The sequence below is a fragment of the Williamsia sp. genome, assembly GCF_036566845.1.
Classification (GTDB): Bacteria; Actinomycetota; Actinomycetes; order Mycobacteriales; family Mycobacteriaceae; genus Williamsia.
The window spans coordinates 1-23,125 of the sequence record NZ_DATCVM010000272.1 but is presented as its reverse complement, the minus strand read 5'-3'; the positions used below and the strand labels follow the sequence as shown (position 1 = coordinate 23,125).

Here is a 23,125-nt window from a genome sequence, read left to right as displayed (position 1 = left end):
CCTGACTCTCCGCCCAGTCAGGGCTTTTCTCTCCCCGGGCCGAAACGCCCTGGGAATTGGTTAACGATCGTGGATCAGCTGGAATCTGGTCCGACCCGGAAAGGCCCCAGGTGGTTAAAGATACTTTGCGTCCTGGAGGTCTTCGGGATCGTGGTTCTGCCCTTTGGGACGCCCTCGTCACTAGCGATACTTCGACACCGGACGCCGTCCTGGCCGGGGAAGCCTGCCGCCTCGCCGACCGCCTTGACCAACTCGACCAACTGCTCGCCGGCGACATCGACACCTGGGTGACGCTGACCCACCGCTTGATGACCGAGGACTACGAGCTGAAGATCGACGGCGCCGCCGCCGAAGCTCGTCAGGCCGCCGCGGCGTTGCGGCAGATCCTGACCAAACTCACGGCCTCGGATGCCGCCGCACCATCGGGAGGTTCGATTGCCGACGAACTTGCTGCGCGGCGGGCTGAGCGGGAAGCAGACGCCACGGGTTAAGTCCGTCCCTGAGGGCAGGCGCGACTTCGCTGCTGGTCTCGACGCTCTCGACCTCGCTGACATTGCCGGCCGCACCTCCCTCGAGTGGCAAAAGCTCGTTGTCACAGAGGGGATGGCGACAAATCCGACCACCGGGAAGTGGTCAGCGTACGAAGTCGGTGTTCTCGTGAGCCGCCAGAACGGCAAGAACGGCGCGATCGAGGTTGTCGAGCTGGGTTGGATGATGACCGAGCCCGGCGTCTCAATCCTTCACACCGCCCACGAGTTCCAGACAGCCCTTGAGTCGATGGACAAACTCGAGGCGCTGATCCGCTCCAGTCCGCTGACTGAGGCAGAGATCGCGCCCCGAGGTATCAAGCGAGGCAACGGCAAAGAGTCGATCCGATTCAAGAACGGCTCGATCATTCGCTTTCGTACGCGCACCAAGTCCGGTGGCCGCGGCTTCTCGGTCGACCGTCTGGTCATCGACGAGGCAATGATCTGGTCGCCGGCCTCGCAGGCTGCGATCATGCCCCTGCTGACCACCGCCGAGAATCCGCAGATTTGGTACCTCGGATCAGCGGCCGACGCGGACACGCACGAGTATTGCCAGAAGTGGGCAGCGCTGCGGGCCCGGGCCATCGGCGCCGGCGACCAACGGCTCTGCTGGCTCGAGTGGTCCGCTCCGGACCCCCCGAAAGAGTTCGCCCTGCGTGACGCATGGCGGACCGACCCGCAGAACTGGGCGTGCGCCAACCCGTCGATGGGCTTCCTGCTCGACGAGGAGTTCATCGAGTCGGAGATGGCCTCGTTCGCCGGAAACCTCGAGAAGTGGGAGATCGAAAGACTTTCCACGGGTCGGTGGCCAGAGGTTGGGCGTCGCGTCGAACCGATCATCGACATGGACCTGTGGGGATCGATGGCTCAGAGCGCACCGAATGTGAAGGGGCAGATCGCGCTCGGGGTCGACATGACCGCGGACCAGAAGTGGGTGACCATCGGTGCCGCCACCTGGACCTCGGACGAGCTCGTACGCCTCGAGGTCGGCTACCACGAGGCGCCATCGTCGGCGGTGATCGACAAGATCCTCGATCTGATCGCCAAGTGGGATCCGTGCTGCCTGGTGATCAACGCATCGTCGCCCGCGAAATCGTTGCTGCCGCAGTTGGTCGCCAAGGGCATCGAACCGGAGATGACGACCTCAACACAGATGGCCGAGGCCTGTGGCCTGTTCTACACGTCCGCGGTGAACCGGGAGTTCTCGCACGCCGATGACCCTCGATTGACTGACGCGCTCCAGGGCGCAGAGAAGCGCGTGGTCGGTGGTGGCGCATGGGGTTGGGATTACCAGTCGCAGGTGGTGATCTCACCGCTACAGGCCGTAACGCTCGCCCACTGGGGCCTGATCACGTTCGGCAGCACCATGACCCCGCCGCAGACCCCGACTCAGGACGACGACGTTGCTTCTGACCATCACGAAATCGATCTCATGACAGCCGGATTCTGAGAGGAGGTGACCCATGGCCGCCAAGACACCGCCCCAAACACCCACCAATGAGATCGGATACGTCGACGACTCGGCTACCGACGGAGGTTTCTGGCAGTCGGCCGAGACTGTCCCGGAGCTGCGCTGGCCGCTGTCGGTGCGCGTATTCGAGCAGATGAGCCGCGGCGACTCGCAGGTCACCTCTGTTGAACGTGCGTTGACACTCCCGGTCCGCCGCACCCCTTGGCGCATCGATGCGGCCGGCGCACGGCCCGAGGTCACGGAACTGATCGCCCGGGACATGAACCTGCCGATCAAGGGCGGCGAGGCGGACTTCGTGCGCACCCGCACCAAGGGCCGATTCTCGTGGTCTGAGCATCTGCAGCTCGCCCTGCTTCATCTTCGCTACGGGCACATGTTCTTCGAGCAGGTCTACACCGTCGGCGACGACGGGCTGTTCCACCTTCGCAAGCTGGGACCGCGGATGCCGCGCACGATTTCCGACATCAAGGTTGCCCGCGACGGCGGCCTGATTGCGATCGAGCAGTACGGCTTCGGCACCGACCATCGCGAGGTCTCCATTCCCGTCAATCGTCTCGTCGCGTACGTCAACGACCGCGAGGGTGGCGACTGGACCGGGAACTCGCTGCTGCGCCCGGCGTACAAGCACTGGTTGGTCAAAGATCGCCTGCTGCGAGTCGACGCGCAGACCATCGAGCGCAATGGCATGGGTGTCCCGGTCTACGAGGCGGGTCCGGCCGACGACCAGAAGCAGATGGACGCGGGCAAGAAGATTGCCCAGTCGTACAAGGCCGGAAGCGCTTCCGGCGCTGCGACACCACATGGTGCGAAGCTCCGACTGGTCGCCCCCGAAGGCAACCTGCCGAACGCACTGCCGTCGATCAAGTACCAGGACGAGCAAATCGGCCGTTCCGTCCTCGCTCACTTCCTCAACCTGGGCACCCAGACTGGCTCATACGCATTGGGTTCGAGCTTCATGGACTTCTTCGTGCTGTCCCTGCAGACCCTCGGCGACCAAGTTGCCGAGGTTGCGAATCAGCACATCATCGAAGACCTCGTCGACGCCAACTTCGGCCCGGAGGAACCCGCACCACGCCTGGTCTTCGATGAGATCGGGTCCCGCAAAGACGCTGTCGCTCAGGCCCTCAAGCTCCTGGTCGACGCCGGCATCCTTCGTCCCGACCGCAGCCTCGAGGAATCGGTCCGCCAGGACTATGGCCTGCCCGGCAAGGATCCACGACCCGAATCCGCCCCGCCGGAAGACGACGCACCGCCGCAGAACCGCGTGCGGATTGACCCGAACGGAGCGCTGACACTGTGGTGAATCGAATCCCGGCCATGGAGCGACTACTGGCCGCCCAGCCGAAGAACACAACGGGCCGGAGCTGGTACGAGTTCCGCAACGAGGGCGACGGCCCGACCGAGCTGTTCATCTATGACGTGATCGACGAATGGTTCGGCGTCTCCGCAGAAATGCTCGCCCGCGACCTGGCCGCCCTCGACACCACCGAGATCACCGTCCGCATCAACTCTCCCGGCGGCAACGTCTTCGAGGGGATAGCCATCCTCAACGCGCTGCGCGGCCACAAAGCCAAGATCACCACAGTCATCGACGGCCTCGCTGCCTCTGCGGCCAGCTTCATCGCGATGGCCGGCGACGAGATCGTCATGGGCCGCAACAGCGAAATGATGATCCACGACGCCTCGGGCATCTGCATCGGCAACGCCAAGGAGATGGCCGACATGACGACCAACCTCGAGCGCGTGTCGGCAAACATCGCCTCGATCTACGCCGAGCGCACCGGCGGCACCGAGGACGAATGGCGAGCCGCGATGCTCGCCGAGACCTGGTACTCCGCAGACGAAGCCGTGGCCGCGGGCCTGGCAGACCGTGTCGCAGAGCAGGACAAGGACACGAAGGCCAAGAACGCTTTCGACCTCTCGATCTTCAACTACGCCGGACGCCAGGCCGCTCCGACGCCGCCGGTTCCCGGCCCCCCAACTCCTCTCGCCACCGAGGCGTCAGAGGTCAATAAAGGAAAGGAGGTCACAACCGTGACCACCCTGAATGAAGGCCTCGCGGAGCGCCTCGGTATTGCAGCCGACGCAAACGACGAGACCGTCCTGTCTGCCCTGGACGAAGCGCTCGCCGAGCGCGCCGCTCCGGAACCCGTTGAGCAGCAGCAGGCACCCGCCGCGCAGCTGCCCGCCGGCATCGTCGCCATCGACGAGGCTGCCCTCACAGCACTGCAGGCCCGCGCCGCCCGCGGCGACGAGGCACGCACCCGCCAGGAAGCCTCCGAGCGAGTTTCGGCCGTCGAGAACGCCGTTCGCACTGGACGTATCGCACCGGCCCAACGCGAGAGCTGGCTCAACCGGCTCGCCACTGACCCGTCGGAGGCCACCGTCCTCGACTCCCTCGCCCCGGTCTATCCGGTCGGCAACGAGATCGGCCACGCCGGATCCCCCGTCGACAACGCCGACACCGACAGCGACGCCATCTGGGCCGAGCTCTACGGAAAGGACGCCTGATCATGCCTGAAATCCTGCCGGAGTTCGCTCCGGGTACAGATGTCACCTTCACTGCCTCGGCGGCAATCACCGGTGGCCAGCTCGTCGCCATCACCGGTAACGAAACGGTCGGCCCGGCGGGCACCGCAACCGCGACTGCATGGCGCGGAGTCGCAGCGCATGACGCTGCCAACGGCGCGAAAGTTCTTGTGCTGTCGGGCTGCGTCATCACCCTGGCCGCCTCCGGTGCCATTGCCGCCGGCGCTCAGGTGGTCCCGGCGGCCTCGGGTGCCGTCGCCACCATTGGCGCCGAGACCGACTTCACCAAGGTCGTCGGCATCGCCGAATCTGCCGCAGCGAGCAACCTCGTTCGCGTGAAGCTCGCTCGATAACGGGCGCAACGGAAAAGGAAAACGGATATGCCTTCTACATACCCCCCGGCGCCCCCGTCCATCTCGGGCGACAACGTCACCATCAGCCGGTTTCTCAACGACCCCACGCTGGTTGCGCGGCGTCTGCGAGAGATCGGCGAGCAGCGCCTCATCGGCGATCTCCTGCTGACCGGCCGCATCAGCACTGATTCCGGTGCGGTGCAGTACGAGACCGGCGAAACCATCTATGCCGACAAGGCGCCGGTTGCCGTCACTCCCGGCGGCGAGTACCCGCTGACCACCATCAGCAACGGAACCGCCCAGCAGGCGAACACCGTCAAGTGGGGCCGCGACACCGAGATCACCGATGAGTCGATCTCGCGCCAGAAGATCAACCCCGTCGAGCGTGCCTTCAAGAAGCTGGTCAACAGCCAGGTCAAGACGATCGACTCAGTCGCTCTGGCAGCCGTCGCGTCCGCGGTCACCCAGACCACTCCCGCGTCCGCCTCGTGGGCCACCGGCACTCCGGCCATCCTGCGCGACGTCCTGCGTGCGGTGGCCAACATCCGCGCGCTCAACGAGGGCTTCGAGCCGAATCTCGTTGTGGTGGATGACCTGATGCTCGCGAACATCATGTCGGACGAGAAGATCTCCGGACTGCTGCCTCGCGAGTCGGGTTCGACCCCGATCTTCACCGGCAACATGACGCAGATAGCGGGCCTCACCTTCGTGGCGACCCCGAATCTGCCGACCGCCGGAGTGGCTCTGATCGCTGACACCACCGCGCTGGGTGGCATGGCCGACGAGAACATCGGCGGCCCGGGCTACGTCTCGGCCGGCGCCTTCGGTCAGGTCAAGACGATTCGCGAGGATAAGAACGACAAGTGGCGGATCCGCGCTCGTCGCATCACCGTGCCGATCGTCCTCGAGCCCAAGGCCGCTTGGAAGATCACGGGAGTGAGTGCCTGATGTATCAAGCAGTCGCGAAGCTCGTTCTGGCCGCTGACCAGTCCGGCAAGACCCAGTACTTCTACGAGGGCTCCGTCGTTCCGTGGCTGTCGGACACTGACCGGGACCGGTTCCTCGCCGAGGGATTGGTGGTCGAGTTGGACTCCATTCCGTCGACCGAGGACGATGCTGGCGAACCGTCCGGCGACGGCCAGCCCGCCGGCGCACCCCGCGCGCCCGAACGCCCGGCCAAGGCTGCGTCGAAGGCCCTCTGGGTCGAGTTCGCCGTGGCCTCGGGTGCATTCACCCAGGAAGACGCAGAGAAGGCCGAGAAGGCCGATCTCGTCGCCGCGCTGTCCTGACGCGAAGGGGGTGCGCTGATGTCGTATGCAACAAGGACCGAACTCGCAGGACAGTGGCGCACCCTCTCCGGCACGGAGGAGATCCGCGCCGACGCGCTACTCGACATGGCGGGGATCCTCATCGATCACCACGTCGACCTCGGTGGACTGGCCGAGGGTGACTGGCGACTCCGTGTCGCCAAGCAGGTCTCGATCGACATGGTCATCGAGGCCTTGGCCCCGGAGTCACGCGGTGGAGTCTCCCAGTATCAAGTCGAACTCGACGACGCGATCGAATCCGCCACTTACCGCGAGGGTTCGGACACGTCGACCATCACGTTCACCAAGGGCATGCGCGCACTGTTTGGAATGCCAGGCACAGGTCAGACCCCCGTTGGAAGCTTCGGGGACTGCCTGTGATGGGCATCGAGCGGTACTTCGTGTGGCCAGTCAAGGTGCAACGCCGCCTCGGTCAATCGTCCACCGGTGGTTCCTTTGAAGCCGAGGATGGATCGATTCGCGCTCGGATCAAGATCAAGAACGAGGTCGTCACCACCGTGGACGGCAAAGAGGCGACCTCCGTGGCATCAGTCAAGACGTTCGTCGATACTCCCGCCATTCCGGTGGGGTCAAAAGTCGTTCTGCCCACCAAGTTCTCGTCGCGCCCGTTGAAGGTGATCGCGGAGGGGGTCCACGACTCCGGCCGGCCAAACCTCCCCGCGTTCTACGAGTTCTTCCTGCAGTAGTCACTGCTCACATCTGTCAACTGACCCCCGGCGGGGATCTCCCTTGCGGGGGTCCGGCCTCCCCCTGGGGGTCAGTTGGCTTGCCAATCTGGAGGCAATCATGTTGGTGCGTCACCGAAATCCCACGTTCACGGGCACCGTCGTACTCGCGACAATCCCGTTCAAGTTCGTGTCTGGCATCGCGGAGGTGTCGGGGCTGAACGCCTCGCACCTCGCAGCCGTCGCGGTCAAAGGCTGGTCGGTTCTCGATGAACCGGCGCCCGCCGAGGAAGAGACGCCGAAGGCGAAGCCTAAGCGCCAGAAGGAATATGAGATCGGCGACGACGTCGACCCCGAGGACATGGAGATCCCGGAACCGGAGATCGGATAGTCCATGCCGATCGATGAGGAGTGGCTCGGCGATGAGCTGATCGGCAGGCTCGAGGCGGGCATCGAGACCGGACTGCAGGCCGCGGGCGACCTCATCCTCGATGAATCGAACCTCGACTCACCCACGCTCGCTGGCGATCTGGACAGCACAGGTCGCGTCGTTGTCGAGGGTACCGAGATGGGCGTCGGCTACGACAGCGAGTACGCCCGCAAGCAACACGAAAACACCTGGTACAAGCATCCGCAGGGCGACAAGCCGAAGTTTCTGGAGAACGCGCTGACCACCAAGGCGGACGCAGCCCTAGACGCACTCGGCCAGGGCATCACGGAAGCGATCGGTGGATGACCGTCCAACTGTCCGAGGTGATGCGTTCGCTGGCGCAGCACATGCACAACGTGGGCGTGGCCGACTATCGCCCGACCGATGTCTATCCCGACGATCTTGCGTTGCCTGCCCTCTCGCTCGGGGACTTCCCGATCTCGCCCATCCGATCCGTCGCGGTCATCTTCTACGGCCGCGACCCTGACGTCTTCACCACCACCCACAGTCCGTTGCTGCGAGTGCAGTTGGCGTGGCGATCCGATTCAGAAGACCCGCTCGACGTCATGGATATGGCGGAGGACGGGTTTCGCGAATTGCACTCCCTGACTCCTGGCCTTTGGCCGGGTGGCGTTCATCCGCTCTGGATGCTTCGCACGATCACAAACAAACCCGAGCGTGACCAAAACGATCGGTGGATCCAGGCGGATTCGTACGACCTCCAACTCAACCCAGGAGAATGAAATGCCAGTGCTTTCCCAGCCCGACTCGTCGGGCCTCGACAATCTGTCCGCGAGCCGGTATGGGGTGCAGATCAACCTCGGCACCGCTGCTGTTCCGGTGTGGACGTTTATCTACGGCCTCCAGACTTGGGGTCCGAAGTTCGACGGCGTCAGCGAGGATGACACCGACATCGCATCAGACGGGTTCGCGTCGGAAGCGGTGGCCGGCAACGCCTTCACCGCCGAGTTCAAAGGCCTCGTCAAGGGCGAGGATGACGGCGAGGACTTCGTAGTCGACGCCGGCATGTGGGCCCTCGTCGTCGCCTCTGAGCAGGCCGACTCGTCCGGCCACGTCCATCTGCGGTACTGGCATCGGAAGTTGCCGATTGCTCGTGAGTTCTTCGCGACGGTCAAGGCAACCCTCGAGCCTGGCAAGCCCAATGAACTCCAGAAGTTCAGCGGCACGCTGACCGGCCGCGGCAAGCCGAAGGACATCACCAAGCCAGGCGCCGCGTTCAAGCTGCACTACGGATTCGGGCTGACCAGCTACGTCGCGACGGTCGACGGCCAGGCCACTTCGTCGCTGACCGCGGCAACTGCCACGACCGGTCAGATCAAGACCGCATTCGAGGCGCTGAGCAACGTTGACCTCGCGACCGTGACCGGTGCGTCGCCGGACTTCAACGTCGAGCTATCGCCGCTGCCGACCCTCGTCTCGGTGACCGCGACCCCGACGGGAACCGCCACGTTCGGCCCCGCGTAATCCCCCATCCCGGTTGCTGGAGGCCGCAACCGGGATCCCCCCACTACCCCACCAGGAGGCCACACCATGGGGTTCCAAGATCTGAACGAATTCTTCACACCCGGACTGCCCTTGCCGATCAACGGCAAGACCTACCTCATCCCCGAGGTGTCGGCAGCGGATGGTCTACGACTGCTCCAGTTGATCGCGATGAACGCCCTCGATGCGACGACAGAGCAGCGCGAGGCGCTGAAACTGCTTGGCGCCGAGTGGACTGTCGACGAAGTGGAAGTGCCCACCTTCGATGAGGCGACCGGAAAGCAGGCCGTCAAGACTGTCGACGGCAAGCAGGTCGAAGTCACCCGCAAGGAGAAGATCGGCAAGTGGTCCGGCGGACTGTTCGACGAGATGTCCGCAGATGGCCTGACGATGGACCAGATCGTCCACGCCGGGGTGACGTCGATCGTGAAGGCAGCCAAAGGAATGAAGGCGGCTGAGGAGCACTGGGCGGCCGGGCTGGCGGTCCAGGTTGAGCGTGCGGAGGACTCGGCGGGAAACCCGCAGCCCCCGGCAGCGGGGGCGAACCGAGCGCAGAAGCGGGCGGCCAAGAAGGTGCCGGCCAAGAAGGCAGCGCAGAAGTCCTCATCCCGTGCAGGTACGGGGGCTTCTACGACCCGAGGCCGGGCGCGTACGGGCCGAACGACCCCGGCGGCACCGACTACAACCCCCTGACAAAAACCCGCGACAACTACTTCGATGGTCCGGTCACCCGGCCGACGAGTGAGCCTGCCACCTTCACATGGAAGACCATCCTGTCTCACTGGCCCGCAATGGTTCTGGATCTCCAGGACCGAGGCGTCGACTGCTACTCGGGAATCCTCGATGAACGTCCGTGGCAGTGGCTCGAGTGGCAAATCCGTGACCTCATCGACCGCGATTCGCGTCTGTCGAAAGCAGTCCGAAAGACCTGATTGGAGGCGTTCGTGGCCGGTTTGATCGTTGGGCGCCTGACCGCCCAGCTCGGGTTGGACGACAGCGGATTCACATCCGGTGTGAAGCGTGCTGGGTCGTCGATGCAGACGCTCGGCGGGCAGGCCAAGCAGGCTGAGCAGTCGATCTCGACGGCGATGAAGGGTGCCGTTTCTGACGTCGATCGGTATGCGGCGAAGGTCGCGACGGCACGGGCGAATCAAGCCGCCGCAGCATCTCGCGCCGAGAAGGCTGAGAAGGCACTCAAGGATGCGCAGAACGACGGCAACGCCCAGAAGGCCGCCGACGCTGAGATCCGGTTGGCTCAGGCTCGAGCTCGGCTGACGACTGCGACGCAGACCACGCAGGAGGCGGTCGCCGGTCTCACTGAGGCGAACAACGCTGCAGCCGAAACCACAGACGGCGCTACTGAATCCATCACCAACATGGGTGAGGAGTCAGACAACACCGCCACGAAACTGGTTGCACTCGCCGCCGGAGCCGTGAGCGCAGGCATCGGCATCAGTGCCATCCTCACCACCGGGATGGCGTACACCACGTCTCTCAATGAGATGCAGGCCGTGTCGTCGGCCACGTCGCAGCAGATGAAGGCTGTGTCGTCGTCGGCGAAGGCACTTGGTGGCGACATCACGCTACCGGGTACCTCGGCGAACAACGCCGCTGCGGCGATGACCGAGTTGGCCAAGGGTGGCTTCTCGGTCGAGGAGTCGATGGGCGCTGCGAAGGGAACCTTGCAGCTCGCAGCTGCAGCGCAGATCGATGCCGCCGACGCCGCGACCATCCAGAGCCAGGCGCTCCAGGCGTTCGGCAAGGATGCTACGTACGCGAGCGAAGCCGCCGACATCCTGGCCAACACGTCCAACGCCAGTTCGGCCGAGATCACCGACGTTGCCGACGCTCTCGCGCAGTCGGGTACCGTCGCCGCCGGGTTCGGCGTGAGCATGGCCGACACCGCCACCATGATCGGATTGTTCGCCAACGCCGGCATCACCGGCTCCGACGCCGGCACACTCCTCAAGACTTCCCTGCAGTCACTGACTGATCAGGGTGAGCCTGCACAGCAGGCGATCGCCGACCTCGGCCTCACCGTGTACGACGCGCAAGGAAAGTTCGTCGGGATGCGTTCGCTGTGGGAGCAGCTGTCGGCCGCATCTCGAAACATGACCGATGAGCAGTACCAGGCTTCGACGTCGATCTTGTTCGGGTCCGACGCAATGCGCACCGCGATGGTCGCGGCCGGCGGTGGCACTGCGGCGTACGACAAGATGGCCGAGGCAATCGCCCGCCAGGGAACTGCCGGCGAGATCGCTGCGGCGAAAACTCAAGGGCTGCCGGGTGCGTGGGAGCGAGTCAAGAACAGCCTTGAGGGTCTGTCGCTCACTGCGTATGACGCGGTACAAGGCCCGCTTACCTCTCTAGCCTCGAGCGGCGCGAACATGATTGGTGTCGCCGACGGGATGACCAGTTCGCTCGGCTTCGTCGTTGCGCCTGTCGCTGCACTCGCGGATGCGTTCGGCGCCATTCCTGGACCGCTGCAGCTGGCCATCACGTTGCTGGTGGCAGCGAAGATCGCCTCGGCGGCATTCGCTGGTCAGATCGCCACTGCGCGTGGGCATGTGAGTGCCGCCGGCCAGGTGGTCCGTAACTTCAGTCGCGACGTCGGCCAGATGCAGCGCGCAGCCGCCATTGCCGGCGGGTCTATGAACCGGGTGTCCGGCGCGATTGCCGTGATGGGCCGGAACTCCCCGACGATCGCCACCATGGGAGCCGCCTACCTACGCGCCAGTGGCCACGCCTCGACCTTTGCGCGTACCCAAGGTGTCGCGGCTGCCGCTGCAGCCGGGATGCGTTCAGCAGTCGGTGGTTTGACATCTGCTCTCGGCGGTCCGTTCGGCATCGCCATCATGGGCGCCATTGCGCTGATGACGCTCTGGCAGCGTGAGAAGCAGAAGGACGCCCAGGCGTCCGCCGAGGCGGCTGCGAAGCAAGAGGCGTTCGCCCAGGTGTACACCGAGTCCGGTTCCCGCATGTCTGAAGCAGCTCGCGCGTGGTCGGCTGAGAACAACCGGGCCACCATCAACATGGCCGAGCAGATGGGCGAGTCTCGCGAGAAGGTGAACGCGGCCCTCGTTGGTTCGCAGGCTGACTATGACCGGTACATCCAGCATCTTCGGGACGCGAATCCTGAGGGCGGGATGATGCTCGGTCTCACAATCGACAGCCTTGATCGTGCTCGAGAGACGATGCTGGCTGGTGAGCGGCAGGCCGAAAACACTGGTGAGGCTACGGGTTCGATGGCCGAGCAGTTCACTCGGTCTGCGACGTCGGTTTCGCCGATGACTGACGCCATGCAGGAGTTTGTGGAGTCGACCGATGGCGCGGCGGACAAGGTCGACAAGCTCGCCAAAGCCCTCGATGGGCTGCAGGACGACGCGATGACCGAAGAGGAGGCGCTGCAGGGCTGGGCTGATGGGATGCGTGACCTCGTCAAGGCGATGGGGGAAGGCGGTGCCGCAGCGATCGGGCTCAATGGCCAGATCGACGTCACCACTGAGGCGGGCTCGAAGCTCCAGGACAGCGTCCGTGATCAGGCGTCGGCGTTCAACGAGATGGCCGCGGCGACGTTTGAGGCAGCGCGCGCCAATGGGCAGGATCTGCCGGCGGCACTGGATACAACGCGCACGAAGCTGCAGCAGCAGCGGACTGCGTTCGTTGATCAAATGACCGCGATCCTGGGTAGCCGCGAGCAGGCCGAAGCCCTCGCCGACACGTACGGGTTGATCCCTGAGAACGTCGTCCTGAACCTCGACACGACGAGTGTCCAGCGGGCGATCGACCTTCTCGGGACAGTTGGCCAGACAGCGATGGCACTGCCTCCTGGGTCTGTGCGTGTCGTGGACAACACTCCCGAGACGCTCGGCAACCTCGACCGTCTGAAGATCACGTACACGACCCTGCCTGACGGCCGGATCGTCATCACGGATACGACCGCTGAGAACATCAAAGCGCTGAACGATCTCGGGATCAAGACTGAGAATTTGCCGCAAGGGTTCGTGAAGATCGAGGACACGAGCAAGGCGAACATCAAGGCGCTCAATGATGTTGGCATCAAGACGATCAACCTACCGGACGGCTCGGTCATCATCGCCGTCGATGATGCTGCGGCGATCGAGAAGATGCGGTTCTTTGAGCGACCTCGGCGGACAACAGTGTCGGTGGATCTGGTCAGGGGCATCAACAGCAGTGGCATCAGCGACGCAGTCGGCAACATGGGCTTCAGTCGTTACGGTTCGATCCAGACATTCCGCGAGGGTGGCCATTGGATTGACAAGCCGATGCAAGCTGGGATCTATAGGCCCGCAGCGGATTACACGATCTTCGCGGAGAAGGAAACGAAGGGAGAAACCTATCTACCCTGGGATACCGCTACGCGTGGTCGGTCGCTCGGGATTATGCAGGAGACCGCCAACGCGTGGGGCTATCAGGTTGTGCCCGCGAATGCGCACGCATTCATGGATGGCGGCATCACAGCCGGCGGATTCAACCGTGACGCCGCCGTCTCGACGGCGCAGGCGCACGACGACGAGCCGTACGTCTACGGCGGACTCGACTGCTCTGGCTACCTCTCGGCCATTCACTCCGAGGGCACCGGGCAGCAGGTTCGCTTCACCACCGACAGCGACTTCCTATCGATGGGTTGGGTACCCGGCGACGACCCCGGCGGCTGGACGATCGGCACCAACGGCGGCAGCGGCGAAAATGGCCACATGGCCGGCCGCCTATTCGGCGTTCCGGTGGAGTCTGGCGGCAATGGTGTTCAGTACGGCGAAGGCGCCCAGGATCCGACCAACTTCCCGACCCTCTACCACTGGCCCGCGGCCTCTGCTGCTACCCAGGGCGAGGGCATCCCGGAGGTGGATACCCGCACGGAGAAGCAGAAGAACATCGACATCGTTGTGGCTGAGGGCAAACGGCGCGGCGAGACGGATGCAGAGATCAAGTCCGCGGTCATGGCGATGCTCGACGAGACCGATGGTCAGAACCTTGACCACGGGATGGACGGCGACAACGCGGGCATCTTCCAGCAGCGTTCGTCGTGGGGCACCAAAGAGCAGCGCATGGATCCGGCCTATGCCACGAACGCCTACTACGACGCCCTGAATGAGGTTGACCAGGAGGGCCTGACTGAGGCGCAGATGGCGCAGGCCGTTCAGCGTTCTGGCACGGCTGATGGCTCGAACTACGCGGAGAAGGAAGCAGAGGCAGACGCGGAGATCGCAGCGTCGATCACCCGGTCGACTCAGTCCACCGCGTCGTCGGCCGCGATGGGGTCGGGCGAGACGATCAACGCCTACATCACGAACTGGCCGTCGACATACACGAGCACCACCGCATCGTCGACAACCTCGGCGCCGGTCACCGAATCGACTACGGATCCGGCGACACCACCCGAGGTGTTCGGCAAAGGGCCACTGCCGATCGTGGCCTATGCCAGCGGCGGGATGCAAGGGCGCCCCAATGGCGCGGAAGTGCTTCGTGGCGAGCGCAAGTGGGTGACCCAGGCCGGTGAGGCCGGGGTCGAATCGTTCATCCCGATCGACGGGTCGTCGCGCTCGGTGGCGATCTGGGAGGAGACCGGACGCAAGCTCGGCGTGCTGCAGTCATTCGCCGACGGCGGATTCGCGGGCTACAGCGCGGACACCTCCGACGCCCTCAAGCCGAAGAACCTCTACGACTGGGCTGCGCTGGCCGCCGGTGGCGGATTCGCCATTGCATCGGCGATCACTCCCTACGTCGGCATGGCCACCAGTGGGCAGGTCTCACTTGGCGATCTGTCGCCTTCCTTTGACACGTCGTCGAACTCCATCGACGGAATCTCGCAGATGGTGAGCACCGCATTGCAAGAAGTTGTCGACCAGCTGATCGAGCTGAACAAGGCAACCCGGGACGGCAACAAGAAACTCCACTCGACGGCCGACCCGAATAGCGGTGCGGGCCTCATCCTCTCAGCGGCGGGACTGTAATGGGAATCCCCTTGACCTGCAAACTCACCGACGTCTTCGGAGCGACCTGGCCCTTCAATCAGGGCGGTCCGGTTCGGCTGCACTACATCAACCTCGGTGGACCGCAGTTCGACTTCGATGACACCGGTGGCGTGAACCAGGCCGGCGTCACGAACTCGTCGATCAAGTACAAGCCGGGAAGCATCACGGCCGGCGTGCGTGTCGATGGAGGCACCGGTGGACCGGACGCCCGAGCGCTTCTGGCGACCTGGCGTCGAGGTAACGGCGCTGGCGGTGCTCGACGGCCCGGTGGCGCACCGATGCGGTTCACAGTGCTCGAGTCCGGCCGCTTCCAAGAAGTCCGCTTGGCAGGCTTCAAAAACCCGCCGGACTTCGTCAAGATGCATGCTGTTGGCCGAGCATACGACGAGGTTGAGTGGCGCTCCGACGAGACGTGGTGGCGCGGTGAACCACTGGTATTCACCTTCGCCGCTGCGCAGTTCGCGACAGCGAAGATTCACAACGACGGCGATGTCGACTCGTGGCTGCACTACAAGCTCGAAGGCCCAATCTCCTCTCCGACCCTTGGAATCGGCGGAGAAGCCATACCGCTGCCGACCCTCACCGATGGCCAGTGGCTCGACATCGAGACGAATCCTGACTATTGGGCGGTGTGGGATCAGGCAGGACTCGACCGGTCATGGATCGGCGAGCGCTGGCATGAGAAGGCGCCAGTCGACACCCCAGAGATTCCGGTCACGATCACCGGAACTGGAGCGACCAGCGCGACGAAGCTGACCGTGACTGTCCCCCGGCTGTATTGGTCTGCGCTGTGATCACCGCGTACGCGGACCCGAACACGGATGAGCCTCAGTCCTTCAACTTCGACGTCGGCCTGCGCAGCCACCCGGGCGCAGGCGGAGTAATCAACTGGCGGCCGACCGGTTCCTACGTCGACGCCGGCGCAACGTGGACCCACGGCCTCGAGCCCGGCAAGATCGCATTTGAGCTCAAGTGGGATGACCCCGTCGGCGACATCATCACGCCGACGAGTGTGAAGAAGACTTGCTTCCATCTGCGCATGGGCCGCGGCCCCGATGGCTCCATGGGCTACAACGGCATTCCGTGGACAGGCCGGATTGTCGACGCCGAATGGTCGGGCACGCCGGGCCGCGAGAAGAAGGTCTACTACGCCGAGTGCAACAAGATCTGGTTGCAATCGATGTACGGCTGGGTCAACAACCTGTTCCCGCCCGAGCTGCAGGTCAACATCACCGGTAAGCATGACGTGCGGATCGGTTCGCCTGACCGGGTAATGAAGTCCTATGTGACGAGTGTGGCCACGCGCTTGGGGATCCCGTTCTACTCAGCCCTGCCAATGCGGCAGCCGTCCGCATGGGAGAACCTGCGGATCGACGACTTCGATTCCTTGGATGACGTCTTCGAGTTTCTCTCGGATGTGTTCGAGCCGATTATGTTCTCACAGGCCAGGTTTACCCAGCTCGACGAGTTGTTCGCGCAGGATGTGCAGCGCCTCGATTGGGGTATCAAGGTCGATCTGTGGGATGGCCGCGGCACGTCGCCGACTGTCTTCAACACCGACACTCTCGCCGACCTGCAGTCGATCATCAACACCACCGACGACGACTTCCTCAACCTGTCGAAGCTCGCGTCGATCGGCGGTGGCCTGTGGTCCAACCAGATGGACCGCGCGGGCTATGTCTTCGAGACCTACGAGAAGCGCGACAACCGCAAGTGTCAGTTCCGCACCGATGCCGATTCGCAGATCACCAGCTACACCTCAAAGGGCACGCACTCCCGGGCGACACGGGCAATCGTGGGCGGAAAATCTCCGGCGATCCTGAACGACATCATCGAGATCGGCGCGAACCTCGCGATCCAGCTGTTGCTCAACCTCATCGCCCCGGGCCTCGGCCTTGGCGCTGTGGTCGGCGACTTGTTTGACGACATCTTCTTTGCGTACCAAGTCTTTTGGGACAGCGACCTCGAGGCCGAGATCGGCAAGGATGACGCGCTGCCGGAGAAGTTCGCCGACAACACTGCGGCCTACTCGCTCGACGCCTACGCCACCGGCAAGAACGAGCTGAAGGCAAAAGGTGGCGAGCAGTCGATCACGATCAACGCCATGTCAGGAGTGCCCGGGCGCGGCAACAGCTTCGGCGAGGATGACGGAACATCCCGGCGATACAAGATCGGCGATCGGGTGCACCTCTGGGACCGCGGAAACTTCGTCGAACAGTACGTGTCATCGGTCACCGTGACCGACAAGCCCGGCGAGCGCCGACGCGAGATGCCGACACTCGGCAACAACAAGCGCCTCAAGGGGCCGTGGTCCCGCCTGATCGGCGGCGTCCAGGGACTCAGCGCAAATAGCCGCGGCCAAGCGAACGCGATATGACCGGCTGGCTCTGTCGACCACTGCACGGCCTTGATCTGGCTTGTGGGCGTGCGGCGGGCGTGGCAGTTGGATCGCGCGACCGCGGCTGCGGCATCACAGAAAGCACTCATCGACGACATTGCCTCCGGGCACTGGATGAAAGAGGACTGACATGGACGGCGACGTCACCCTGCCGATCAACTTCGGCATCATCAAGCAGGACACCCCGTATTGGTGCGGGCCTGCGACAACCCAGATGATCCTTTCCGCCCGCGGCGTATCTGTTGGTGAGCAGCAGCTTGCTCGGGAGCTGGGCACAACGACCAATGGCACCAACCATGTCGGTCTGATCGCAGATCGGCTGAACGCGTGGCTGGGCGACTTCTGGGTGCGGCGCGACATTGCCGACCCGGCCTCCCCCGCGGCAACTGAGAAGCTGTGGGCCGACATTCAGCACAGCATTCTCGCCGGGTACGGGGTGGCCTGCAATGTCGATGTGTCGCCAGGCAACTACCCCCGGCCAACCCGCGGTGAGCGACTGAGCTACGGCGGCGGCCGGGTGTTGCACTACTTCGCCGCAATGGGCTTCAACGCCCGAACCCGCGAAGTCCTGGTGCCCGACAGCGGCTTCCCTGACTACCTGTACTGGATGAGCGTCGACCAGCTCGCGACATGCATCGCGGCGAAAGGCTACGCGGCGGCCGTCAACGCGCCCATCGTTGACGAAATAGACGCCCCGGCGGTCATCGACTTCATCAGGAAATTCTGCGGACCGCTGATCTCCGATACCAAAGACATCCGGGAACAGTTCTGCGGCATGGGATCACGCGATGCAGGCCAATACGCGGGATGGCCGCAGCTCGGGAAGAACGACCTAGGTCTCAACCAGACGATGGTCGACGCGATCTCTGACCTGAGGATCGGTGCCTGATGGACGCGGCAACCCTTCGGCGTGCGATGCAGCCCAGCTATATCGACAACGCAAAGTGGGATCAGTTCGTCGACACCTTCAACGAGGCGCTGATCGTCGCCGAATGCACGACCGTCCCCCGGGCGGCGGCCTTCTGCGCGCAGGTAGGCCACGAGTCTGCTGGCCTCAGGCTCTTTCGGGAACTCGACACGTGGGAGACCCCGCAGTGGTCATGGGACCGCGAACGGTACCGCGGGCGAGGTCCGATTCAGCTGACCTGGCGGTCGAACTATCAGGCGTTCGGGAACTGGTGCAAGGCTCGCGGACTCGTCGATGACTCGAATCTGTTCGTCGACCGACCCGAACTCGTTGAGCAACCGCGGTGGGGATTCCTCGCCGCAGCGTTCTATTGGGTCGCCCAGCGCCCGCAGATCAACAGCCATGCCGATGCCGGCAACTTCGACGCCATCACCTATGCGGTGAACGGCGGATACACCAACAAATCTGACCGCGACGAGCGGTGGAACAGGTGCCTCGCACTCGGCGAGGCGCTACTACCCGAAGAGGAGATCAGCATGGCCGCAAAAGACGACATCATCGGCTTCATCGAGCGCTACCTCGGCCCGGTGATCAGCGACGTCAAGGACATTCGCGAACAGCTCACCGGCTCCCGCGACCTGGTCTACGTCGGCGAAGGCGCCGACCGTCGGGTCGACTGGAAGGCCTCGTTCAAGGGCTGGAAGCAACTCGGCCAGAACGCAGACGGGTCGAACAAGACATTCGTCGATTCGCTCGCCGACGCCCGCGAGCGCGTCATCTCACTCGAGGCCACTGTCGCCGACCTCGAGGTAGCAATCGCCGAACTCAAGGGAAAGAAGTGATCATGACAACGCAAACCCCCTCCGCCCGTCTCGTCTTCGGCCGCGAACCAGCTGCCTGGGCCGGCGCAATCATGGCGGCCGTCGCGCTGCTCGTCGCGTTCGGACTCGACATCAGCACCGAGACTCAGGGCCTCATCCAGGCCGCGGTCAACGCGGTCCTGTCGCTGATCGTGGTGATCAGCGTCCGTGAGACTGTTCTGCCGGCCATCCTCGGCGTTGTGCAGACGGGCCTACCGCTGGTCGTCGCCTTCGGGTTCGACGTCACGGAGGCCCAGCAGGGCGCAATCCTCGCCGCCGCATCCCTGTTCCTGACGCTGATCGCAACTCGCCCGCAGGTCACGCCGAAGGCGTCGATCGGTACCGCCATTTCCGTCCCCGCTGACGGGATCGAGCGCGAACACAACCTCGGCTGATGCTCGGTGCGCGGCTCATGGCCGCGGTCACCGGCTGCATGAACGTCGCGGTCGGCGTGCTGTACATCTCCCCTGAGGAGCTGGTGCGTCGACCGCTGCAGCCCGGCCAAGTCTCCGCTGTGGTTTGGATCGAGAACATCGGCCCGATGTGGTTCATCGGCTTCGTGTTGACCGGACTCGCGCTCCTGCTCGCCGGGGTTCGCAAGCAAGGCTTCATCTTTGCGCACGTCGCAGCTTCGACATTCCTCGCCCTGTACGCCGGGTGCATCCTCTTCTCCGCAGTCCTGACCGAACCTCCAGTGCCGGTCGTCCATGGCACATTCGCCGGATTCATGGCGATCCTTCATATTGCGATCGCCCGCGGCGACGCGGAAAGGGGCTGTCGGTGAGCCCTGAACTCATCGCGTCGTTCGGTGGCCTGCTGGCCGCGATCGGCGCCCTTGTCACTGGCGTTCTCGCGACCCGATCCAAGGTCAAACTGGACGACATCGCCAAGCTCCACGCCAAGATCGACGAGCTCGAAGCCGATTTGGTCGAGGAGAAGACGAACCGCGATCGCGATGCCGACCAGTATCGGGCGAAGCACTCGCAGACCATCGCCGACTACGAGGCCGAGCTTGCCCGGCTGAAAGAAAGTCTGCGGCAGCGAGATCAGACGATCGGGCATCTGGACCGGGTCGTGCTGGCGCTGCGCACCTACGTCGCTCGAGCCCGTCGAAAGTTGATCGACCACGAGGTCGAGATTCCCGCCGAGGTGGACGGGATGAACGAATGACCCGGATCATCCGCGTCCGGGGCATCGGCGAGCCGACGACGAACAACCTCCTGTCGCATGTCACACGCCTACTCTCGGGCGTCCCGGTCGTCGAACTCCCCTGGTCTGCGACGTACGGGCCGGTGCCGCACCTTTTGGGCACCAGCTTCTCTGCGTCGACCGGCGCCGGCCAGTCGATGTTGCTCCGCGAGCTCGACAACGGCCCGGCGGTGGTCCTCGGATTCTCGGGCGGCGCTGCGGTGGCGGGGAACGTCGCGGTGATCGGCCATGAGAATCTGCGAGGCACGGTGCTGTTGGCGGATCCGTTGCAACCGGACTTCGGGAGCAGCATGTTCGGGATCGCGGGGCAGCGTGAGGCCCCGAACACTCGGTGGTTCTACCGGCTCGATGATCCGATCCCGATGTGTCCGAGGGATTCACCGCTGCGGACGTTTTCGGATCAATCGGCGGCATTCGCGCTCGGTGACCCGATCGCCTGGGGTGCCGACCTTGTCGACCGGCTGAATCGGCGGCGTTGGCAGCAAGTCGCGATCCGGTGGTGGGAGCCGACCAAGGTGTGGCAGCAGTATTCGCGGGCTGTGGTTGATCTGCGGAACTATCGGTTGAATCATCCGGCGTACGGCGCGCATCTGACCGCGGCTGCGGCTGCGGTGGAGGCGATGCTCTGATGCCACCAGTCATTCCCGCCCGCCCCGGCAAAGGGCGGCCAGGTGGCGATTACGGGCTCGTCGCCCTACTCGGCGAGCACCTGTTCAACGCGATCATCGCCAAACCCCTGTCCTACCTGCTGTCCATCATCTTCGACGGCGAACCCGAAGACTGGGACACCCTCGACGAAATCCAAGACGGCTTCGGCACATGGCTGACGTCTATCGAATCCATCCCTCTGCTCGGCGACTTCTTCGAGCTGATCACCGGTGTCCCTGATTCGGACCCGGACGACGCAGCGTCGTGGATCAAGGACAAGATCGACGACCTGTTCGGCAAGCACGAAACGGTGGCCGGTGACATCGAGGAACTCGAACCCCAAGTCGTCCACGTTCAGCAGATGATCGACGTCCGATCGAACCGCGGGCTCAACGAAGGCCCCGACCCAACTGCGGAGTCGTCGTTCGACTTCGAGGTCATGGCGTTGCCGGTCGCACACGCCCATGCCTACACGGCCACAGGTGGCGATGCCAGAACCACGGCTTCGTCGGGTGTCTCATTCTTCGAGGTCAACGCGACGACATCCCGGTGGGCGTTCATCCGCTGCTGGCGTGACGATCCAGCCAAGAGTGTCCTGTCGTGGATGTCCTGGCGCGCAGGGGCGGTCACGTCCTTCTACCTCGACGTGTACCGGATGGAAGAGGACGGTTCATATACGTGGATCGCTTCTACCGACAATCTCGCGGGCGAGCTGACGACGGTGCAGTCGTGGATGCAGTTCGAGATCCCCACCGAGGTCATCACCACACCGGGCACGGTCATCGGGATTCAGTTCCGTGCATCGCATCCGGTGAACATCAGCGGCGTTGAGTTCCCGGCACCGTTGGCGCCGTGGGGTTTCCGTCCCACCTCGACCGGCGGTGTCCGCGCAGCTTCCGACGCACCCTCCACCCTGTCAACGCTGACGATGGACAACGCATACAACGGGTCAACTCCGTTCGTGCAGTTCGGGTCCGACGTCGGCCAGGTCGACAACCCGCGATCGTTCTACGACGACTTCTCCGGCGGTATACAAGACCGGTTCTGGAAGAAGCGGTCGGAGGGCACGTCGAACACCCTCACCACGGAGGGTGGTGCGGCGGCAATCGGCGGGCCACCCTCGTTCCTGTTCACCTTGCAGGCCGGCATCTACACACGCCCGCTGCTGACCGATCACATGGCGATCGAGTTCACCGTTCTTGACCCGCATTCAAGCTCGGCGTGCGGGGTGTTCCTGTCCTCCAACTGGGATATGAATGAGTTCGTCATGCTGTCCGTGGAGTCCGATCGGGCCCAGCTCTGGACTGGCAACGGCACCTACACCGCCGACTGGACTACCCAAGTCACGCACACCATTTCAACCGGTGCGAGTTCGGTATGGAAACTCGAGTACAAGCCACTGCTCAATCGGTATGTGGTGTCGCGCAATGGGACTGACCTGTTCGCGTGGACTGATTCCACGAATATCGTCTCCCATGGGCGCGGCCGACGGTTCGGCGGCCTCATGGTCACGTCCCAGATTTCCGACTCGGGTCGTATCGACAACTTCAACTTCTACGACGTCGTCTAAGGGGCGCAATGGAATCCCACACCTTCACCCTGGGCGAACTGCCTGGAGTGACGTTCACCGCCACTCGTGGCGGTGAAGAACCACCGCCGCCGGTCGAGGGTGAGATGCCACCCGAACCGACCCCGGCCGCCTGGCTGACCCTTGAAGCCCGCACCGTCGGCGGCGACATCGTCATGTCCGGCGGAATGCTCGGACCCGAACCCACCCCTGAGGAGTCGACAGAATGACGGAAATCTACGCGGATGTCGTACACCCCAAGACGTCCATACCCGCGGCGGGGGTTGGACTATTCCGCGTCCCCGCCCGCCGCCACGATGGCACCGGCAAGATCATCGCCGCGGGGATCGAATCACCCGCCGTCCTCAATGAGGCCGGCCATCTGACCATCGACCTGCCACCCGGGCCGATGGAGGTGCGACTCAAGATCAACGGCGCGGATGTGTCGCAAGACATCGACTGGATTCCGTTCGAAGTCCCCGCGTCTGGGTCGCACGAGTTGGAGGCGCAGATCCTCGCCTATGCGGGCGCGCAGTCATCTCAGCCGTCGGCACTGGCCGCGCTCCTCGCCGCGCTGCATTCGGACCTCGACGCTACTTATGCCCCGCTCGATGACCCGCGTTTCTCGGGTGTGGTGGCGCAGTACGACCTTCGGAGCTTCCTCGCCCCGGGACAGACGTTCCCCGACAACGGGACGCTCGACGCGGCACCGCTGATCAACTCGGCAATCGCCA

General features: G+C 64.0%; 26 protein-coding genes. All 26 read left to right on the top strand.

All coding sequences use genetic code 11. The features are described 5' to 3' along the window. The first annotated feature begins 110 nt into the window (after window positions 1-110). Entirely contained in the window at window positions 111-491 is a 381-nt protein-coding gene (locus tag VIQ49_RS26435; protein ID WP_331889715.1) for a hypothetical protein, read from the top strand. 166 nt (window positions 492-657) lie between these two features. Beyond that, the gene (locus VIQ49_RS26430) at window positions 658-1,977 is read left to right on the top strand and encodes a hypothetical protein (RefSeq protein ID WP_331889713.1); all 1,320 of its coding nucleotides are present in this window, start codon (window positions 658-660) and stop codon (window positions 1,975-1,977) included. 13 nt (window positions 1,978-1,990) lie between these two features. Further along, window positions 1,991-3,301 (top strand): phage portal protein family protein, encoded by a 1,311-nt coding sequence (locus VIQ49_RS26425; RefSeq protein WP_331889711.1) that lies wholly within the window; start codon window positions 1,991-1,993, stop codon window positions 3,299-3,301. A gap of 14 nt (window positions 3,302-3,315) precedes the next feature. Beyond that, on the top strand, window positions 3,316-4,509 hold the full coding sequence (locus tag VIQ49_RS26420) for a head maturation protease, ClpP-related (RefSeq protein WP_331889709.1): 1,194 nt from the start codon (window positions 3,316-3,318) through the stop codon (window positions 4,507-4,509). Between the two features lie 2 nt (window positions 4,510-4,511). Further along, window positions 4,512-4,880, top strand: coding sequence for a capsid cement protein (locus VIQ49_RS26415; RefSeq protein WP_331889707.1), 369 nt, complete (start codon window positions 4,512-4,514; stop codon window positions 4,878-4,880). Window positions 4,881-4,907: 27 nt separating this feature from the next. Beyond that, window positions 4,908-5,828 (top strand): hypothetical protein, encoded by a 921-nt coding sequence (locus tag VIQ49_RS26410; RefSeq protein ID WP_331889705.1) that lies wholly within the window; start codon window positions 4,908-4,910, stop codon window positions 5,826-5,828. Beyond that, entirely contained in the window at window positions 5,828-6,169 is a 342-nt protein-coding gene (locus tag VIQ49_RS26405) for a hypothetical protein (protein ID WP_331889704.1), read from the top strand. Before VIQ49_RS26410 ends, VIQ49_RS26405 begins: the two co-directional genes overlap by 1 nt. 18 nt (window positions 6,170-6,187) lie before the next feature. Further along, window positions 6,188-6,568, top strand: coding sequence for a hypothetical protein (locus VIQ49_RS26400; protein ID WP_331889702.1), 381 nt, complete (start codon window positions 6,188-6,190; stop codon window positions 6,566-6,568). Continuing rightward, entirely contained in the window at window positions 6,568-6,894 is a 327-nt protein-coding gene (locus VIQ49_RS26395) for a hypothetical protein (RefSeq protein WP_331889700.1), read from the top strand. Before VIQ49_RS26400 ends, VIQ49_RS26395 begins: the two co-directional genes overlap by 1 nt. 100 nt (window positions 6,895-6,994) lie before the next feature. Further along, window positions 6,995-7,264, top strand: coding sequence for a hypothetical protein (locus VIQ49_RS26390; protein WP_331889698.1), 270 nt, complete (start codon window positions 6,995-6,997; stop codon window positions 7,262-7,264). A 3-nt stretch (window positions 7,265-7,267) separates the two neighbouring features. Next, window positions 7,268-7,609, top strand: coding sequence for a hypothetical protein (locus VIQ49_RS26385; RefSeq protein ID WP_331889696.1), 342 nt, complete (start codon window positions 7,268-7,270; stop codon window positions 7,607-7,609). Continuing rightward, on the top strand, window positions 7,606-8,046 hold the full coding sequence (locus VIQ49_RS26380; protein ID WP_331889693.1) for a phage tail terminator protein: 441 nt from the start codon (window positions 7,606-7,608) through the stop codon (window positions 8,044-8,046). Before VIQ49_RS26385 ends, VIQ49_RS26380 begins: the two co-directional genes overlap by 4 nt. 1 nt (window position 8,047) lies before the next feature. Beyond that, window positions 8,048-8,788 (top strand): phage tail tube protein, encoded by a 741-nt coding sequence (locus VIQ49_RS26375; RefSeq protein ID WP_331889691.1) that lies wholly within the window; start codon window positions 8,048-8,050, stop codon window positions 8,786-8,788. Between the two features lie 66 nt (window positions 8,789-8,854). Further along, window positions 8,855-9,499: a DUF7426 family protein gene (locus tag VIQ49_RS26370; RefSeq protein WP_331889689.1), complete on the top strand. Its 645-nt coding sequence runs from the start codon at window positions 8,855-8,857 to the stop codon at window positions 9,497-9,499. 251 nt (window positions 9,500-9,750) lie between these two features. Then, on the top strand, window positions 9,751-14,781 hold the full coding sequence (locus VIQ49_RS26365; protein WP_331889687.1) for a phage tail tape measure protein: 5,031 nt from the start codon (window positions 9,751-9,753) through the stop codon (window positions 14,779-14,781). Window positions 14,782-14,792: 11 nt separating this feature from the next. Beyond that, complete coding sequence (locus VIQ49_RS26360; protein WP_331889685.1) at window positions 14,793-15,596, top strand: hypothetical protein; 804 nt, start codon at window positions 14,793-14,795, stop codon at window positions 15,594-15,596. Further along, window positions 15,593-17,179, top strand: coding sequence for a hypothetical protein (locus VIQ49_RS26355; RefSeq protein ID WP_331889683.1), 1,587 nt, complete (start codon window positions 15,593-15,595; stop codon window positions 17,177-17,179). Before VIQ49_RS26360 ends, VIQ49_RS26355 begins: the two co-directional genes overlap by 4 nt. Before the next feature lie 151 nt (window positions 17,180-17,330). Then, window positions 17,331-18,089: a C39 family peptidase gene (locus VIQ49_RS26350; protein WP_331889681.1), complete on the top strand. Its 759-nt coding sequence runs from the start codon at window positions 17,331-17,333 to the stop codon at window positions 18,087-18,089. Continuing rightward, window positions 18,089-18,949, top strand: a complete 861-nt coding sequence (locus tag VIQ49_RS26345) for a hypothetical protein (protein ID WP_331889679.1) — start codon at window positions 18,089-18,091, stop codon at window positions 18,947-18,949. Before VIQ49_RS26350 ends, VIQ49_RS26345 begins: the two co-directional genes overlap by 1 nt. 2 nt (window positions 18,950-18,951) lie before the next feature. Further along, window positions 18,952-19,362, top strand: a complete 411-nt coding sequence (locus VIQ49_RS26340; protein ID WP_331889677.1) for a hypothetical protein — start codon at window positions 18,952-18,954, stop codon at window positions 19,360-19,362. 17 nt (window positions 19,363-19,379) lie between these two features. Next, window positions 19,380-19,751, top strand: coding sequence for a hypothetical protein (locus VIQ49_RS26335; RefSeq protein WP_331889675.1), 372 nt, complete (start codon window positions 19,380-19,382; stop codon window positions 19,749-19,751). Next, window positions 19,748-20,137: a hypothetical protein gene (locus VIQ49_RS26330; protein ID WP_331889673.1), complete on the top strand. Its 390-nt coding sequence runs from the start codon at window positions 19,748-19,750 to the stop codon at window positions 20,135-20,137. Before VIQ49_RS26335 ends, VIQ49_RS26330 begins: the two co-directional genes overlap by 4 nt. Then, window positions 20,134-20,805, top strand: a complete 672-nt coding sequence (locus VIQ49_RS26325; protein WP_331889671.1) for a hypothetical protein — start codon at window positions 20,134-20,136, stop codon at window positions 20,803-20,805. Before VIQ49_RS26330 ends, VIQ49_RS26325 begins: the two co-directional genes overlap by 4 nt. Next, window positions 20,805-22,394, top strand: a complete 1,590-nt coding sequence (locus VIQ49_RS26320) for a hypothetical protein (protein WP_331889669.1) — start codon at window positions 20,805-20,807, stop codon at window positions 22,392-22,394. The genes VIQ49_RS26325 and VIQ49_RS26320 overlap by 1 nt, the downstream gene beginning before the upstream one ends. An 8-nt stretch (window positions 22,395-22,402) precedes the next feature. Continuing rightward, window positions 22,403-22,621 carry a hypothetical protein gene (locus VIQ49_RS26315; protein ID WP_331889667.1) on the top strand — a complete coding sequence of 73 codons (219 nt, stop codon included), beginning with the start codon at window positions 22,403-22,405 and terminating at the stop codon, window positions 22,619-22,621. Then, a partial coding sequence (locus tag VIQ49_RS26310; protein ID WP_331889665.1) for a hypothetical protein occupies window positions 22,618-23,125 on the top strand: 508 nt, incomplete at its 3' end. The genes VIQ49_RS26315 and VIQ49_RS26310, both read left to right, overlap by 4 nt.